We start from the raw sequence: 14,153 nt of genomic DNA on the forward strand, positions 1-14,153 counted from the left end.
CCATGATCGATGTAACAAAGATTACCCATACTCCAGCTTTCGTGCTGGAGTATGAGCTCTTAAAAAAGAACCTTTCCGTTATTGAACAGCTGCAAAAGGAGCTTCCCGTCTCATTCTTGTTTGCCCTGAAAGGGTTTGCAATGTATGCAGTATTCCCTGAGTTGGCCTCTGTTGCAACAGGTGCTACAGCTTCCTCATTGAATGAAGCTCTTCTGGCATCCCCCTATTTCAATGAAATTCATGCATATGCCCCGGTATATCAAAAGAACGAATTTGAAACAATTGCCTCCATGGCAACCCACATAACCTTCAACTCTGTTTCCCAACTGGAAACCTATCGCAATCGAAGCGGCAATGCGAAATTGGGTCTCCGAATCAATGCGATGTACTCAACAGTCTCCACAGCCATGTATGATCCTTGTAGCTATGGAAGCCGTTTGGGAATACTCCCAAAGGATCTTCCTCTTCTCCCGGAGGGTGTAAGCGGATTGCATTCCCATAATCTCTGTGAGAGTGGAGCTCAAGAACTTGCGAATACATTGGCATCCATTGAAACACACTGGGGGCATCTGCTAGGAAAGATCGAGTGGTTGAATCTTGGTGGTGGTCATTTGGTAACCAGGGAAGGGTATGACCTGGATCTCTTTAAAAAGACAATCAGGGATTTCCATGAACGTCATCCCCATATCAAGCTTATATTGGAACCAGGTGCAGCTTTCGTTTGGGAGACCGGGTATCTCGTATCAGAAATTCTTGACATCGTGGAAAATGGGGGCATCAAAACCTTGATGCTCGATACGTCCTTTGCTGCCCATATGCCGGACTGCCTGGAGATGCCATATTCACCAAATGTGGTGGGAGCCCAACTTGAAGAAAATGGAGCCTATCGTCTTGGAGGATCTTCTTGCTTGGCGGGGGATTGGGTTGGTACGTATACCTTTGCAAAAAAACCCAAAATCGGTGACCGCCTCATCCTCTGTGACATGATGCACTACACCATGGTAAAGACCACCATGTTCAACGGTATCGCCTTACCGGATATCGGCATCTATCACGATGGAGAGTATAACGTGGTGAAGACATTCGGCTTTGATGAGTATCAACGACGATTGTCGTAGGAGAGATATGATGGAACATTGGTTTTTGGATTCAGAATTTCCCAACAGCGATAAAGAGACTGCACGGTTTCATGTAATTCCGTTTCCTTTGGAAGATACAGTTTCCTATATGGGGGGGACCGCAAATGGCCCGGCAGCCATTATTGAAGCATCATCACAGCTCGAGCAACTTGTTGAGGGATTTGGAAATCCTGGATTACTGGGCATTCATACAAGAGAGCCGATTGGAACTGACGGTATGGTTGCTCAAGCAGTAGCTGCTGCTGCAGAGGCAATTTTACAGGCGCATAACCATGGGGCCATCCCAGTGCTTCTGGGTGGAGAGCATTCAGTAACGAATGCTGCCATCCCACTCCTAAGAGACCGTTTCCCAAGAGGGGCGGTAGGTATTCTACAATTTGATGCACACATGGATTTGAGGAACGCCTATGAAGGCAATACACTCAGCCATGCATCGGTAATGAGGCGTGTGGTAGAAGCTGGCATACCACTTTTTCAAGTAGGGATTCGAAATTACAGTGAAGAGGATCTTGAGGCTCGTGAGCGCTATCAAGTCGGCCACTATGATGCATCGTTTCTCTATAACCAAAAGAGCATCCACGCGATAGAAACGCTTGATCTCCCGGCTTCTTTTCCAAAACAGCTCTACATCACCTTTGACGTTGATGCGTTCGATTGTGGGCTGATGAGTGCCACAGGCACCCCAGATCCCGGTGGGCTCTCTTGGTGGGATGCGATTACATTGCTTACCGTCCTCACCAAGAATAGGACGATAGTTGGTTGTGATGTAGTGGAATTGGCTCCCAATATCCTGCATCATCCTTCCTACACTGCAAGCAAGCTCACATATTTCCTTATGGGATTAGCCAGCAAGCGCTGTTCCCAGTGAAAATGCTGCTTCCAGTGAATCTTCTTCAGGAGTATCCAAGGCAATGACGGGATCTGCAACCAATACTGCACCTGATTCTCTTGTGACTTCAGCCCATTCGTCCATCCACTCCCCATTTCCCCATCCATAGGAGCCGAAGAGCCCAACAGGTTTTCCACTAAGATGGGGAAGGATTGCATCGAACATGGGTTCGAATACCTCATCCTCCAGGTTCTCTGATCCCATAGCAGGACAACCAAACGCGACAGCATCATAGTTCCCTAGCATATCTGCTGAAAAAAGTCCTGCCTTGATGATCCTGATCTCCGCTCCAGCTTCCTTTGCTCCCTTTGCTACGGCCTGAGCCAGGGCTTCAGTATTTCCTGTTCCACTATAATATACAATTGCAATGCGTTTCATAATTCCTCCATAGGGGCATGCTCTCATGTATCCCATAAGGGTTAGTGCAAGCTAACTCTTTTGGCTAATTACTACATCATTGTAGGGAAGTGTGTCAAGAATGATAGGATCTCTTATTTTGTTCAGCAGCCTTAAGAATCCTCTGCATTTTCAAAGCCAAGGGAGAAGCAGGACCAAAGTAAACATGCGCTTTACGGTGAGCCCATCGGTAAAGGGTTTTTGCATCTTCCACCTCCCCAAGTTTGCGATAGCAACGTGCAATGTGCACAAGCAGTCCAATCTTTTCTGCTTCAGAAGCAAAATCTGTCTCAATATCAAGGTAAGAGCGGATGATCCTGTACTGTTCAAGTGCTTCTCTCCATGCGTATCGTTTCTCCAGACATACCCCTAGTGCACAACGTGCCATGATGCTTTGACTGCTTGTAGAACCTTGGAAGGAGGTGAGTATGGTGAGTACTTGTTGACGAATCAAGAGCTCCTCATCAAACTGCTTTCGCTTGTAATAGATGTCCGCCTGCAGGCAGAGTAAATCAATATAGAGGTCGTAGGAAGGCCCGTCTTCTTTGGTGAAGTCCCGACTCAGTAAGTTCTCAACAATGGACTGTGCTTCTGTACTCAGGCCGTTATCAAGATAAGAGGTGCCGAGGGCTATCATTGCCTCAACAGTCGCCTCATCCTCCTCACCGTGAAGGAGTTGGCTTGTTTGATAAATCTGTTGTGCTATCTCAAGCTCCTTCTGTGTCTCTCCTGCACGATAATAAGCCATATTAAGTTCTCCCATCAAAACAATGTATTTCTGATTAATGGGTCCATATTCATTGAAATGTGCAACTCGCTTCTTCTCCAGGTCAGCAATATTCTGATGCACACGTGCAAAGTAGAGCGGGTCATCAAGTTCACTGGAGATCAATAATCGTGTAAAGTAGTTTTCCATACCTCTAGTATACACAGATGGGTTTGCGCCCTACAAGCTCTTCTCTGCCCGTACCGCAAGATAACAGTCATGGATATAGCTGTCGATCATCATGAATCCGGCAGTATCCGTGTAGACTCCGGTCAAATGAAAACCGCAATCTGTAAGCCCACCAAGCAGGTCTTGCAGTGTGTGGGAAAATTCAATGGTATCATTTTTCCTCATCCGTTTTTCCAACTCTTTCTTTCCAAGACTCTTCAAATCAGAGTAAGGGATTGTGTATTTTACCCGTAAGTGGTTTTTAAGGGCTTTCTTTTCATCAAAGAGGTAAAGTACTGGATTGGTAATACTGGTAAGCAATCGTCCTCCCGGCTTCAGGATCCTGTAACAGTGATGATACATGCTATGCACCTCATCGATGAAACACGTTGAGGTTGGGTTGTAGATCATGTCAAATGTTGAGTCAGCAAACCGGGAGAGGTCACGCATATCACCTTTGCAGAATTTCATGTCCAGATGAAGACGCCCAGCATATGATGCATCCCGTGCAAGTTGTTTTTCAGAGATATCGAAAAGTGTCACATGCGCCCCTGCAAGGGAGAGAAGAACAGCTTGCTGTCCTCCACCACAGGCAAGGGCGAGTATCTCTTTTCCTTTCACATCTGCTACCCAGGAAGGGGGAACCTGCTTAAAGGGAGAGAGCACCATATCAAGTTCGCCTTTTTGAGCTTTTTCTATCTGTTCTTCAGTACAACCGTTTGTCCAGATGTTGTGTTTATCAACCTCACTATCCCAAGCCTTTGCATTATGCTCAACATATCCATCCATGCTATTACGGTAGCATGAAAGGGGAAAGTTTGCAATCAAAAGAGATACAACTGTATTTATTGCAATATTTTAGAATATATAGGAGAGTAGGTGAGTATTCCCCTCACGCGGTGTGACTGCATGAGGGCTATACTGCTTGCCCTGCTGATACAGGGAGTAAAACTGGGAATCTCTTCATACTGTGCTCTTCGAAAAAGTGTTACATGTGCTTTGAAACGGGTATCCTTGAAAACAACGTGGTACTCTTGCAATAAAGCTATAAGTGTCTTCTGTACTTGGAACAGTCTTTGGTGGTATGCAATTCCAGTGTAGATGATATCCCCTCCCTTCTTTGGGAATACCCCTAGATGATTGAATGTAACTTCAATCTCTTTTCCCGGTAATGCATCCAAGATGGAACTGAGCAAAGGAAGGAGTTTCTCGTCCTGTTCACCCAAGAAAGCCAGAGTAAGATGGAGATTTTCCTTTCTTGTAGCATTTCCTTTGTAAAGATACGGATTAATGGCATTCTGGATGGAAATAAGTTCTCGCAATGTATGCTCTGGGAAGAGGAGTGCATAAAAGAGTCTCATGGATTGAGTATACTATGAAACATAGACTTTGTAGCAAGAGTAAGAGAAGCAGGGAGTGCCCATGTTTGTCTTGTACCCCTTGATGGATAACACTATACAAGCGTTATGGCCTGTATTTCCAGGCTACAGCATCTGTTGAAGCGCATAATCTTTTCATCATAGAAGTTGCTACAGAGCGCAAGGAAGCAGTAAATGGTAGTAATGTTACCGCACTCTTTCCTGATCTCAGGTTTGTGGGTATTTGTCATGAGATGGCTCCCCGGTACAATCCCGGAGTGCAGATTTGAACCATTTCAGCGTGTTTCAGGAGACATACTACAGGGATAGAGGAAAAGCACGGAGAAGCTTTCATCGCCGAAGGGTCCACCCTTCATCCGCTGTCAGAGGGTATCAAGAGCAAGAAACCATGTGTAGACAGAAAGAGATGCTCTCCCGTTCGGGGAACTTGCTGTTGATATTTTGAGCCGAGGATTGCTTCTTACTTGGATTGTGGTGATCGAACGAAACCAGCGGTAGTTGGGTTGTGTGCAATGATACAACAAGACCTCCCTGGTATTCCAAGGAGGTCTTTCTAGCGGCAAAGGGACTCGGACCCCTGACCGAACGGATATGAGCCGTTTGCTCTACCAACTGAGCTATGCCGCCACAGCAACTCCCACACTATAGCCAATGGCCAAACAGTTAGTCAAGAGGGTTTTTATCACTTTTTGGTTCCTTAAAACCATGGTATGCTTACATGCATGGAGAAGAAACAATATAGGTGCCCAAAATATGGTGGCAATATTGCCAAGATTTTCGATGCCCAAAGCAAACGGTTCATCACGATACCCTGTACTAGATGTGGGTATACTGAACTGTTCAAGCAAAAAGGGCAGACAGAATGGGATATTTTTGATTTCTTCTTGAATTAACAGGAGGTTTTATGCAGACGGTGAAGATGAACAACAATCTCGAGATTCCACAAATTGGGTTCGGGACCTGGCAGATACCAGAAGGTAAGGTGGCATATGAAAGTGTTCGTTATGCACTCGAGGTAGGATATCGCCATATTGATACTGCTGCTGCCTATGGGAATGAAGTCAGCGTTGGAAAAGCAATACAAGAGAGCGGTATCGCTCGTGAGGAGATTTTTCTAACCACCAAGCTCCACAACAATGATCATGGCTATGAACAAACACAGGAAGCTTTCTGGGAAAGCCTGAGAAAATTGGGAACAGACTATGTTGACCTGTATCTGATCCATTGGCCCAATCCCATTGCTTCCCGTTCTCATTGGCAGGATGCCAACAGGGGAAGTTGGAAGGCAATGGAGGAATTTGTTGAAAAGGGTCTGATCAAGAGCATCGGTATCAGTAACTTCAGGGAACACCATATTGAGTCGTTGCTTGAAAAGGCCGAGATTAAACCACAGGTCAATCAAATCCGCCTCTTTGCAGGAGAACAACAACGTCCGTTGGTCCAATACTGCAAGGACAAGCAGATGGTGTTGGAAGCGTACAGCCCATTAGGCACCGGTGCGTTGCTGACCAGTTCTCTGGTTCAAGGAATTGCAGAAGAAGTGGGGAAGAGCCCTGCACAGGTATGTCTTCGTTATAATATCCAGAAAGGGTATGTTGTGCTTCCTAAATCAGTAACACCATCCTCCATTCTCCAGAACAAGGACATATTCGATTTCACGTTGGATGACAAGCAAATGGCACAACTCGATGCAATGGAGAATATCTGTGGACCTACACAGAATCCAGATGAAACCTCCTTCTAAAACCTCTTGCTTTCCTGCAAGCGTATGAGTACTCTTGTAGCATGACTGGATTCTTCATTAAAAAAGCGTTCTTTGATGGCTGGGACAACCTCATTTCGATGGTTGTCCACAACCTTGGGTTTCTTCTGATTTTGCTAGCCTTCATGGGTAGCATGAGTCTAATGGAAACCAATGGTCTTTTGGCAGCATTCGCCATGGTCTTATCGATTGGCTTATTTGCCTTCTTCACTGCAGGAGCATCTGCTTCTGCCTGGGCATATTCGAAATATGAACGGCCTGGTTGGGAAGGATTCAAACATGGGATTCGTGATTCTTGGCGACATAGTCTTTTTTACTGGCTTCTTACCGCCCTTGATCTCTCCCTCATTTTGTTCGTGGTACCTTTTTATCTGAGCTATGGCAATGTGGTGGGCACCTTGCTCAGTGTTATCCTTTTCTGGTTGTTCATGGGATTGAGTTTTGCCCTTCTCTATTACTGGGCACTCTTCCGTTCCATGCCTGGCGATCGTCCAATCAAGACACTGAAGAAGAGCTTTCTCATCGTATTCGACAACTTGCCCTTTACGTTGTTTTTTGCTGTATACCAACTTATAAATCTTGCACTCTCAGCACTTCTTGCTGGTCTTGCCCCTGGGGTAACCGGTATGCTGCTTGCCAGTAGTGATGCCATCAAACTGATGATGTACAAGTATGATTATCTTGAAGCAGAAGCAGACGCAGACAGGAAGCATATCCCTTGGGATGAACTGCTCTATGAAGAGCGCGAAAGTGTTGGCAACCGATCATTAAAGAATATGATTTTCCCCTGGAAAGATTAATATGTCCTATGAAGTTGAACTGAAAGCACATGTAGATGATCCCATCACACTCATGCACGATATTGAGCAACATACTGGAATTGTAGATGCATGTTGTGAGGAGAAGGATGATATCTACTATGCACTACTAGGAGATGAACCACTTTTCCGTCTTAGAATGGAACGTTTTGGTCCCTCATTTCATGAGCTTTCTGGAAACGTCCGTTTTACAAGAAAATATAAAAACCTGAAAGGGGGAATTGAAGTCAATGAAGAAGTTGAGTTTCTCACTTCCTCTGACCAAGCAGAGCAAGCTCATGCATTTTTCCTGAGCCTTGGGTATCAAGTGTATATCAGAAAAACAAAACGTGGGTATTCCTATGAATGGAAGGTTGATGAAACACTCTCAGCGCTGCACATTGAGCTTGTTGAAATTGCTTCCCTTGGGTGGTTTCTAGAGATGGAATTCGTACTGGAGGCAGAAGAACAGGTCCCGTATGCCAGGACCCGTTTGCTCGAAGTACTTTCATTGTTAGGTGTTCCCCAAGAACGTATTGAGGAACGCTATTACATGCATTTGCTCAAGGAGCTTTCGTAGGGTAGTTGGGTACACTCTCTACCCCGAGATACTTGCTGATGCAACGTACCAAAACATCATGATCTTCCAAGTCGGTAAGACCACTTACCATTACTGCCCCAACCAATCCAGCTGATCGGACAACAATGGGAAACCCACCTCCGCAAGCAACAAACTTGGTTGGATCCAGCCCCCGTTCACTCAATGTCGCTCCCCGTTGCTTAAGAAATAAAGAGTATCCCAATGTACTTGTTTCAAAGTGCTGGACCGTATTGAATTTGCGTTCGATCCAGTCCTGGGATCCTCTGTTTGATCCTTCTGCAGTATAGTGGAACAACGTCTTGCCACTCAGTGTCTTGATGCAAATGGCAATAGGAATCTCTTTGCCCAAAGCTTCCTGCACAAACACCTTTCCCAATTCCCATGCATCCTGGTTGGAGAAATGGTCAAACTGCAGGAGTGCTTCTTGGCTCTCCACCAGCGCAATCTGTTCTTGTAAATCCATATCTTATTCTCCTGGGAAATGCACACCCCATTGGCTTCTTAGGGTATCCATCACTTCCATTACTTTGATGATTTCACTATGCGGCATCTGCTTGAGTTCTATTTCTCCTTCTTCGAGTGCCTTTCTACATGCCTCAACTTGGTGTTCGAATCCGGTGATATTCTTGAAAGGTTTGTAGGTTTCAACCAGATTGTAATCACGGTCATATACGTTGATCCCTTCACAGTTGTTGATATTCAAGAACTCAATATAACCTCTGCTGCCGAAGATGGCACCTCGCCTATCACTCGTGCTGAGCATTGAGGAGTGAAGCAGTGCCATCTTCCCCCCCTTGAAGGAGAGCGTAATGGAGTTCGATTCATCGACACCGCTGTCAGTCTTGATGCAAGACGAGTCTATTGATTCAATCTCATTGCCAAAGACCATCATGGCAAAGTTGATCGGGTAAACACCGAGATCAAGGAGTGCCCCCCCTGCAAGCGCTGGATCCATCATACGCTTCACACCTTTGACAGGATAACAGAGATTTGCAGTCAGAGAATGAGGTTCCCCGATGACCCTGCGCTCAAGAATCTGGTCCAATACCAGTCGCATGGGAAGATATCGTGTCCAGATGGCTTCAGCCACCAGAAGCTTTTTCTTATTCCCCAATGCAATGACTTCTCGTGCTTGTTTGGCATTCATCGTGAATGCCTTTTCACTGAGTACCGGTTTGTTATGCTCAAGGGCGAGCATCATATGTTCATAGTGCAAGGAGTGTGGGGTGCAGACATACACCAAATCGACATCAGGGTCACCCAACATTTCCTCATAAGAACCATATGCTTTCCGTACATTCCACTTCTGGGCAAAGGCACGCGCTTTCTGCAAATCTCTGGAAGCAACAGCATACGCTTCCACCTGTTCCATTTCACCTATGGTCGCAGCCATCTTGCGGGCGATGTTGCCTGCCCCCAGAATTCCCATTCTCATCATAGCGTCCTCCTTGATGTTCTCAGTATAGAGGCAACTCAACAGAATGAAAAGATACAATATGCGCCATTAAAGCAGAGCTGTGAGAGCGGTGGAGAATGAGATTACTCCCATCAATGCAAAAGCTGAGTTGGTTTTCATACGGGATTCAGGCTTGAACACCAAGGTGGCGATAGACCAGAGACTGAATAATATACTACGCAGGATGGAATCCATGCTGGTATCAACGACCAGTGAGACGAAAGGCAAGAGGGCCGTTATGGCTAAACTTACTTGCAATGAGAGCTGGGTCCTTCCTGAGAGGAAAAGGAATGCAAGGGCGATCAACAACAAGGAAAGACTTCTGACCATGACAAGGCTTGAAGGCTCTAGAATATGTGCCCACAAGAGGTTAGCCAAAGCAAGAGCAAAGATTTTTGCACTTTCCTTGATATAGCTGAAGATTACATGGGCCTTCTGTTCAGTAGAGAAGAAGTGGAAGAGTGCTGAGCAGATAAAGCTGATGATAAAAAGAGAATAGGTAAGAAATGTCAGCACTCTTACCCCCTGTCCATCAGGCATTTGAAGAATCAAGTATGCAATCATTGCAATACTGGAAAGGGAAGCAATAATGTCCACAATTCCATTGAAGATGCTATAGGACTTGAAAGCCCCTTCTGGGTTCTTTGCTTTTGCAAACTTCTCCGCATTAAAGGAGAAGTTGAACGAGGTGCCATTCTTCAATTCCGCTTTGAAAGAGACTGAATGTACATGCTCTGCATGTGTTGCAATCTCATCAACCCGGTTCTTGAAATCTGAAAAGATCTTTTGTACATCATCCATTTTCAACTCCAGAACTTATCTGTCTTGATTTCGCGAATCAATGAATCTATGGTGTTCCTGAGTTCAGTCAGGATCATCTCACGTGCTGCCTCTCTATCCACCTTGGCTACCTCCAAGGCTTCAGGAAACTCCATTACTTTTCCAATATTAGCATAGTAATTCCTGCTCACAACCCGCATTTCTCGTCGTGCAGTTTTACTCATCTTGTTTCTCACCCTTCTTTTCGGGGCGATCAAGCCAATGGGGACTATGGGGACGGGGTAGGAGAGATACATCTCTGCAATCCCTTTCTTGAAGGGCATCAGCTCCTCCTGGGTGTTCAGATCACCTTCAGGGAAAATATACACATTGTCTCCTTTTTTGAGATATGAGACGGCTTCTTCAACAACGTGCTTGCGATCCTCTCTATTCAAGGCCTTGATCTGCTCTGTCCAGCCGAGAAAAGACCCAATGACGGGAATTCCGAAAGCAGGACCAATGACCATATGCAACGGTTCATTGGTAAGGGTGGTGACAAAATGCACATCACTGGAGCTGAAATGGTTTGAACAGAATAATTTTGGACCTTTGGGTAATGCTTCTTCCTGCCACGTAAAAAAGTCGTAGTTCAATGCCAACCCTACCTTGACTACGGTACGGTAGATGTGATGAAGAAACAAGCTCAATGGTTTCATGCACAACTATCCTTGTCGCTACCAGGTGGGTAGCCAAATCTTACGGTCCAGTTCACCATCATAAACCTGGTGTGCCTTGATATGATAGACCTCGTTAAGCAAATCATCAGTGAAGACTTCTTCAGTAGGCCCATAGGAGACGATCTTTCCTTCCTTGAGCACCAGTGCAAGTTGACTATATACCTGAACAAGCAGCATATCATGTAGGACACAGATGACCGTATAGCCCTTTTTAACCAGTTCGGTAAGCAATCCCATCATGGCTCTCTGATGCCTGACATCAAGGTGGTTCACAGGTTCATCAAGCAATAGAAGCCTTCCATCCTGGCTTAACGCCCTTGCCAGCAAGACACGCTGCACCTCTCCTCCACTAAGCTCTGTAACTGTCTTGTGTTGTAAATGCAGAATGTCACAGGATTCCATTGCTGCTTCAATTGCATGACCATTATCTTCCCCATCATATGCATACCGACCCATAGAAACCGCCTCATGTACAGTAAAGGCATAATCGAGTTTACCGTTTTGGGCGACAAAGCCCAACTTGGTAGCAAGCTCTTTCTGCTTGAGGTGTTGGATATCCTGTCCATCGATATAGACCGCTCCAGATTCTGGTTTGAGCTGTTTGTACAAAAACTTCAAGAGCGTGCTCTTGCCACTGCCATTGGGACCTGTGAGCGCAATAAATTTCCCCTTGGGGAGGGTGAGGTCCAGCTCATGAAAAATCTGATGCTTCTCATAACCACCTGTAAGGAGATGTATCTTGAGGCTATCCATAGCGGTATCGTCCCTTGCGGAGCAGGTAAATGAACAGAGGAACTCCCAGCAAGCTGGTGATAATACCTACCGGTAACTCCCCGGTAGGAAGCATGACCCTGGCGACAGTATCACTGGCAAGGAGAAGAAACCCACCGAACAGGCTTGCAGGGAGTAAGAGCCTGCTGTGTTTTGGACCTACCAACAAACGCGTTACATGGGGGGCCATCAGACCGATGAACCCGATGACACCAAAATAGGATACACAGATAGCACTGGCTGCAGAACCTGCAAGCAGGAGAAGGAGTCGGGTTTTTCCCACTGCCAACCCTCCTGCATGCGCAGAGGCTTCATCGAGAAGCAACATGTCCATGGTTTGGTGGTTTGCCCGCAGCAGAATAAAGAGCAAGAGAAACGTAATTGATAGAATAATTACCTGCGCGTAGGTACTGGTAGAGAAACTCCCTAGAGTCCAATAGAGAATACGTTGATACTGTTCACGATGCAAAAACATCAACAGTGTCATTGCTGCGCTAAGAATGTAATTCACTGCTACTCCAGTAAGCAGAAGGGTCGTATCACTGCTCTTGCGCTTGAGAGACATTCCCACGATGAAGAGGGTAGTGAGGTTGGCACCAATCAGTGCACTGAGGGGAAATCCAAGCAGCGGTGCAATCCCTATGAACAATGCAAGAGCTACCCCAAATGAGGCCCCACTGCTAATGCCCAGTATGAAGGGGTCTGCCATGGGGTTGCGTAGGGCAGCCTGAAAAACCGTGCCCGCACATCCAAGGATCGCACCCGAGAAAAATGATGCAAGAATCCTAGGCAGCCTCAGTTGCCAAATGATGTACCCCTGATTTCCTCCAACCTCCTGGCCTGTAAGTATGGCGATTGTGTTTGCAAGCGAGATTTTGGACGGGCCCAAGGTCAGGGAGAGCAACATCAAGAGCATACTGCAGAGCGCGAGTGTTGCTGACAACCCTTTCTTCATCATTGTTTCCCTTGATGGATCAGGGCAGCTAGTGCTTTCAATGCATCAGCGCTCCTTGGTCCTTGCCTGCTGGTTGAATCGGCATCAAAGACAATAATTTCACCACTAAGGTCACTATAGGGTTTTGTGGTTCTGAACTCCTGGATGGTTGCCTCTCCGCTTTCTCCCCATCGAGGATTGAGCAAAAGAATCTCAGGATCTGCTTCCATCAGCAGTTCCTTGCTGTACGTCCAGTTTCTGGCATCTTTTGCTACATTGGTTGCCCCTGCGAGTTCTATCATCTCTCCAAGAAAGGTGTCCCCTGTGGCTGTGGCATCAAACCCGCCAAAGTCGATAACCATATACACACTTGGCTTTGTTTCGTTTTTGTAGGAGCTTACCACCTCCCTCACCGTATTCTGCATGGAGAGGATCATCAATTCAGCTTCACTTTGTTTTCCAACCACCTCGGCAATCTTTCTGATCAGCCCATAGGTGCCTTGAAAGGTTTGTTGGGTATCGAGTTGTACAACTTCTATGCCGGCTCTTTCTACAGAAGAGAGAAAGTCTTCAGGGACAAATGCGCTGCTGATTGCCACCGTTGGTTCAAGCGAAAGCAATGTCTCAAGGCTTGGGTTGTACAAGGTTCCAACCGATGGGAGCGCTGTAACCTGTTCAGGGTAGTTGCAGTAGTCACTTCTTCCCACCAAAGTCTCTCCTGCTCCCAATGCATACAGGGTTTCGGTAACATTGGGGGAGAGGCTTACAATCCTCAATTCTTGCCCATTATCATGATTATCGATCTCAAGAGTTGGTTGAGCTCCGACACGAGAGAATGTCAAAAGCAGGAAAGATGCCAGAAATAGAAGATACTGTTTTACTGTTCGATTGTGCATAACGCCCCTTTGCACGGGCATGTAACATACCCTGACCTATACTCCGTAGGCCGTCGGAATTTATCCATGGCAGGTCTCCTGGCTCAGGCATACACAGAATCTGCGACTTCCCGTTTACACAGTGTCTTTATGCAGATTCCCAGCCTCTACAGTGGCGGGACCGCAGGGGCTTCAACCCCTTTCCCTTGGCATGGACAACCTATCCTACGAACTAGAGAAGGGGTTGTCAAGTCTATCCTTTGGTGTATATTGCTATTGACTGTCTCGAATATGAAAACTCCCACTCATACCGTAAATGAAATATTCCAGTAGGGGGAAAGCTGTGGTTTAATAGGATAATAATTGGATTGAGAATCCCCGAAGGAGAAAATGAAGAGGAAGCCCTTTGTCTGTGGCAACTTTCAATGACTTCCTCTTCATCAACAACCATGAAAACAGTAACACCGGTCATTATTAAGTTCAAGACAGTTGCCATCCATCCTTGAGAAAGGGCAACGGCGGGATTGTGTGCCGCAAGTGCCTGGGCCCGGGTGAGTATGCGTTTTCCCGGGAGCGAGGCAGGAGGTACACGGCAGAAGCTGGCCCGGCGGTGGAGAAGATGCTCCTCGCCGTTTACCGTTGCCCTCGGGATGGCCTCTACTCGACAATCTTTCCTGACGATATCATCAGGAACAAACAGTATGGACTCTCCGAGATACGCTGT

The 14,153-nt window shown here is 46.3% G+C and carries 18 protein-coding genes, 1 tRNA gene and 1 riboswitch; of the genes, 6 read left to right on the plus strand and 13 right to left on the minus strand.

The window, feature by feature from the left end; translation table 11 throughout:
- Positions 1-2: 2 nt before the first annotated feature.
- Complete coding sequence (gene nspC / locus DYP60_RS10300; protein WP_117330926.1) at positions 3-1,118, plus strand: carboxynorspermidine decarboxylase; 1,116 nt, start codon at positions 3-5, stop codon at positions 1,116-1,118.
- Positions 1,119-1,128: 10 nt separating this feature from the next.
- The gene (locus DYP60_RS10305; RefSeq protein ID WP_117330927.1) at positions 1,129-2,007 is read left to right on the plus strand and encodes an agmatinase family protein; all 879 of its coding nucleotides are present in this window, start codon (positions 1,129-1,131) and stop codon (positions 2,005-2,007) included.
- Here the strand turns inward: DYP60_RS10305 and DYP60_RS10310 are convergent.
- The 5 genes from DYP60_RS10310 to DYP60_RS10330 all read right to left on the minus strand — a co-directional run bounded on the left by DYP60_RS10310 (position 1,981) and on the right by DYP60_RS10330 (position 5,364).
- Entirely contained in the window at positions 1,981-2,406 is a 426-nt protein-coding gene (locus DYP60_RS10310) for a flavodoxin (protein ID WP_117330928.1), read from the minus strand. The two genes, DYP60_RS10305 and DYP60_RS10310, sit on opposite strands and share 27 nt — an antisense overlap.
- Before the next feature lie 94 nt (positions 2,407-2,500).
- Positions 2,501-3,340: a tetratricopeptide repeat protein gene (locus tag DYP60_RS10315; RefSeq protein WP_133299331.1), complete on the minus strand. Its 840-nt coding sequence runs from the start codon at positions 3,338-3,340 to the stop codon at positions 2,501-2,503.
- A gap of 30 nt (positions 3,341-3,370) precedes the next feature.
- Positions 3,371-4,147: a class I SAM-dependent methyltransferase gene (locus DYP60_RS10320; protein ID WP_117330930.1), complete on the minus strand. Its 777-nt coding sequence runs from the start codon at positions 4,145-4,147 to the stop codon at positions 3,371-3,373.
- A 56-nt stretch (positions 4,148-4,203) separates the two neighbouring features.
- Positions 4,204-4,719 (minus strand): RNA 2',3'-cyclic phosphodiesterase, encoded by a 516-nt coding sequence (gene thpR / locus DYP60_RS10325; RefSeq protein ID WP_117330931.1) that lies wholly within the window; start codon positions 4,717-4,719, stop codon positions 4,204-4,206.
- Between the two features lie 572 nt (positions 4,720-5,291).
- Positions 5,292-5,364, minus strand: a tRNA-Met gene (locus DYP60_RS10330).
- Between the two features lie 95 nt (positions 5,365-5,459).
- On the opposite strand from DYP60_RS10330, the gene DYP60_RS10335 reads away from it, so the two are divergent.
- Genes DYP60_RS10335 through DYP60_RS10350 form a run of 4 tightly spaced genes read left to right on the plus strand, consistent with a single transcriptional unit; the run spans position 5,460 to position 7,876 of the window.
- Positions 5,460-5,630, plus strand: a complete 171-nt coding sequence (locus tag DYP60_RS10335) for a zinc ribbon domain-containing protein (protein WP_237446242.1) — start codon at positions 5,460-5,462, stop codon at positions 5,628-5,630.
- An 11-nt stretch (positions 5,631-5,641) separates the two neighbouring features.
- Positions 5,642-6,481: an aldo/keto reductase gene (locus DYP60_RS10340; RefSeq protein ID WP_117330933.1), complete on the plus strand. Its 840-nt coding sequence runs from the start codon at positions 5,642-5,644 to the stop codon at positions 6,479-6,481.
- 41 nt (positions 6,482-6,522) lie between these two features.
- Positions 6,523-7,299: an ABC transporter permease family protein gene (locus tag DYP60_RS10345; RefSeq protein ID WP_117330934.1), complete on the plus strand. Its 777-nt coding sequence runs from the start codon at positions 6,523-6,525 to the stop codon at positions 7,297-7,299.
- Position 7,300: 1 nt separating this feature from the next.
- On the plus strand, positions 7,301-7,876 hold the full coding sequence (locus DYP60_RS10350) for a CYTH domain-containing protein (RefSeq protein WP_117330935.1): 576 nt from the start codon (positions 7,301-7,303) through the stop codon (positions 7,874-7,876).
- On the opposite strand, the gene DYP60_RS10355 is transcribed toward DYP60_RS10350, so the two are convergent.
- The 8 genes from DYP60_RS10355 to DYP60_RS14305 all read right to left on the minus strand — a co-directional run.
- Positions 7,860-8,360: a heme-degrading domain-containing protein gene (locus tag DYP60_RS10355; protein ID WP_117330936.1), complete on the minus strand. Its 501-nt coding sequence runs from the start codon at positions 8,358-8,360 to the stop codon at positions 7,860-7,862. The two genes, DYP60_RS10350 and DYP60_RS10355, sit on opposite strands and share 17 nt — an antisense overlap.
- Before the next feature lie 3 nt (positions 8,361-8,363).
- The gene (locus DYP60_RS10360; protein ID WP_237446241.1) at positions 8,364-9,335 is read right to left on the minus strand and encodes a Gfo/Idh/MocA family protein; all 972 of its coding nucleotides are present in this window, start codon (positions 9,333-9,335) and stop codon (positions 8,364-8,366) included.
- 66 nt (positions 9,336-9,401) lie between these two features.
- Positions 9,402-10,154: a hypothetical protein gene (locus DYP60_RS10365; RefSeq protein WP_117330937.1), complete on the minus strand. Its 753-nt coding sequence runs from the start codon at positions 10,152-10,154 to the stop codon at positions 9,402-9,404.
- A 2-nt stretch (positions 10,155-10,156) separates the two neighbouring features.
- Positions 10,157-10,828 (minus strand): lysophospholipid acyltransferase family protein, encoded by a 672-nt coding sequence (locus DYP60_RS10370; RefSeq protein WP_117330938.1) that lies wholly within the window; start codon positions 10,826-10,828, stop codon positions 10,157-10,159.
- Between the two features lie 18 nt (positions 10,829-10,846).
- A complete protein-coding gene (locus DYP60_RS10375; protein ID WP_117330939.1) occupies positions 10,847-11,602 on the minus strand; it encodes an ABC transporter ATP-binding protein in 756 nt (251 codons plus the stop codon).
- Positions 11,595-12,575: a FecCD family ABC transporter permease gene (locus tag DYP60_RS10380; protein ID WP_117330940.1), complete on the minus strand. Its 981-nt coding sequence runs from the start codon at positions 12,573-12,575 to the stop codon at positions 11,595-11,597. Before DYP60_RS10380 ends, DYP60_RS10375 begins: the two co-directional genes overlap by 8 nt.
- On the minus strand, positions 12,575-13,450 hold the full coding sequence (locus DYP60_RS10385; protein WP_117330941.1) for an ABC transporter substrate-binding protein: 876 nt from the start codon (positions 13,448-13,450) through the stop codon (positions 12,575-12,577). The genes DYP60_RS10380 and DYP60_RS10385 overlap by 1 nt, the downstream gene beginning before the upstream one ends.
- A gap of 51 nt (positions 13,451-13,501) precedes the next feature.
- A riboswitch (cobalamin riboswitch) is annotated at positions 13,502-13,681 on the minus strand.
- A 1-nt stretch (position 13,682) separates the two neighbouring features.
- A partial coding sequence (locus DYP60_RS14305) for a hypothetical protein (RefSeq protein ID WP_165849557.1) occupies positions 13,683-14,153 on the minus strand: 471 nt, incomplete at its 5' end.

Origin of the sequence: Sphaerochaeta halotolerans (assembly GCF_003429665.1) — a bacterium.
In the GTDB taxonomy this organism is placed as follows: Bacteria; Spirochaetota; Spirochaetia; order Sphaerochaetales; family Sphaerochaetaceae; genus Sphaerochaeta; species Sphaerochaeta halotolerans.

Excerpts from the sequence above, each read along its gene's own strand:
- DYP60_RS10305 (WP_117330927.1), top strand. The coding sequence starts at position 1,129 with ATGGAACATTGGTTTTTGGATTCAGAATTTCCCAACAGCGATAAAGAG.
- DYP60_RS10375 (WP_117330939.1), bottom strand. The coding sequence starts at position 11,602 with ATGGATAGCCTCAAGATACATCTCCTTACAGGTGGTTATGAGAAGCAT.
- DYP60_RS10360 (WP_237446241.1), bottom strand. The coding sequence starts at position 9,335 with ATGATGAGAATGGGAATTCTGGGGGCAGGCAACATCGCCCGCAAGATG.
- DYP60_RS10320 (WP_117330930.1), bottom strand. The coding sequence starts at position 4,147 with ATGGATGGATATGTTGAGCATAATGCAAAGGCTTGGGATAGTGAGGTT.
- thpR (WP_117330931.1), bottom strand. The coding sequence starts at position 4,719 with ATGAGACTCTTTTATGCACTCCTCTTCCCAGAGCATACATTGCGAGAA.
- DYP60_RS10355 (WP_117330936.1), bottom strand. The coding sequence starts at position 8,360 with ATGGATTTACAAGAACAGATTGCGCTGGTGGAGAGCCAAGAAGCACTC.
- DYP60_RS10380 (WP_117330940.1), bottom strand. The coding sequence starts at position 12,575 with ATGAAGAAAGGGTTGTCAGCAACACTCGCGCTCTGCAGTATGCTCTTG.
- DYP60_RS10315 (WP_133299331.1), bottom strand. The coding sequence starts at position 3,340 with ATGGAAAACTACTTTACACGATTATTGATCTCCAGTGAACTTGATGAC.
- DYP60_RS10310 (WP_117330928.1), bottom strand. The coding sequence starts at position 2,406 with ATGAAACGCATTGCAATTGTATATTATAGTGGAACAGGAAATACTGAA.
- DYP60_RS10350 (WP_117330935.1), top strand. The coding sequence starts at position 7,301 with ATGTCCTATGAAGTTGAACTGAAAGCACATGTAGATGATCCCATCACA.
- DYP60_RS10335 (WP_237446242.1), top strand. The coding sequence starts at position 5,460 with ATGGAGAAGAAACAATATAGGTGCCCAAAATATGGTGGCAATATTGCC.
- DYP60_RS10365 (WP_117330937.1), bottom strand. The coding sequence starts at position 10,154 with ATGGATGATGTACAAAAGATCTTTTCAGATTTCAAGAACCGGGTTGAT.
- DYP60_RS10370 (WP_117330938.1), bottom strand. The coding sequence starts at position 10,828 with ATGAAACCATTGAGCTTGTTTCTTCATCACATCTACCGTACCGTAGTC.
- DYP60_RS10340 (WP_117330933.1), top strand. The coding sequence starts at position 5,642 with ATGCAGACGGTGAAGATGAACAACAATCTCGAGATTCCACAAATTGGG.
- nspC (WP_117330926.1), top strand. The coding sequence starts at position 3 with ATGATCGATGTAACAAAGATTACCCATACTCCAGCTTTCGTGCTGGAG.
- DYP60_RS10345 (WP_117330934.1), top strand. The coding sequence starts at position 6,523 with ATGACTGGATTCTTCATTAAAAAAGCGTTCTTTGATGGCTGGGACAAC.
- DYP60_RS10385 (WP_117330941.1), bottom strand. The coding sequence starts at position 13,450 with ATGCACAATCGAACAGTAAAACAGTATCTTCTATTTCTGGCATCTTTC.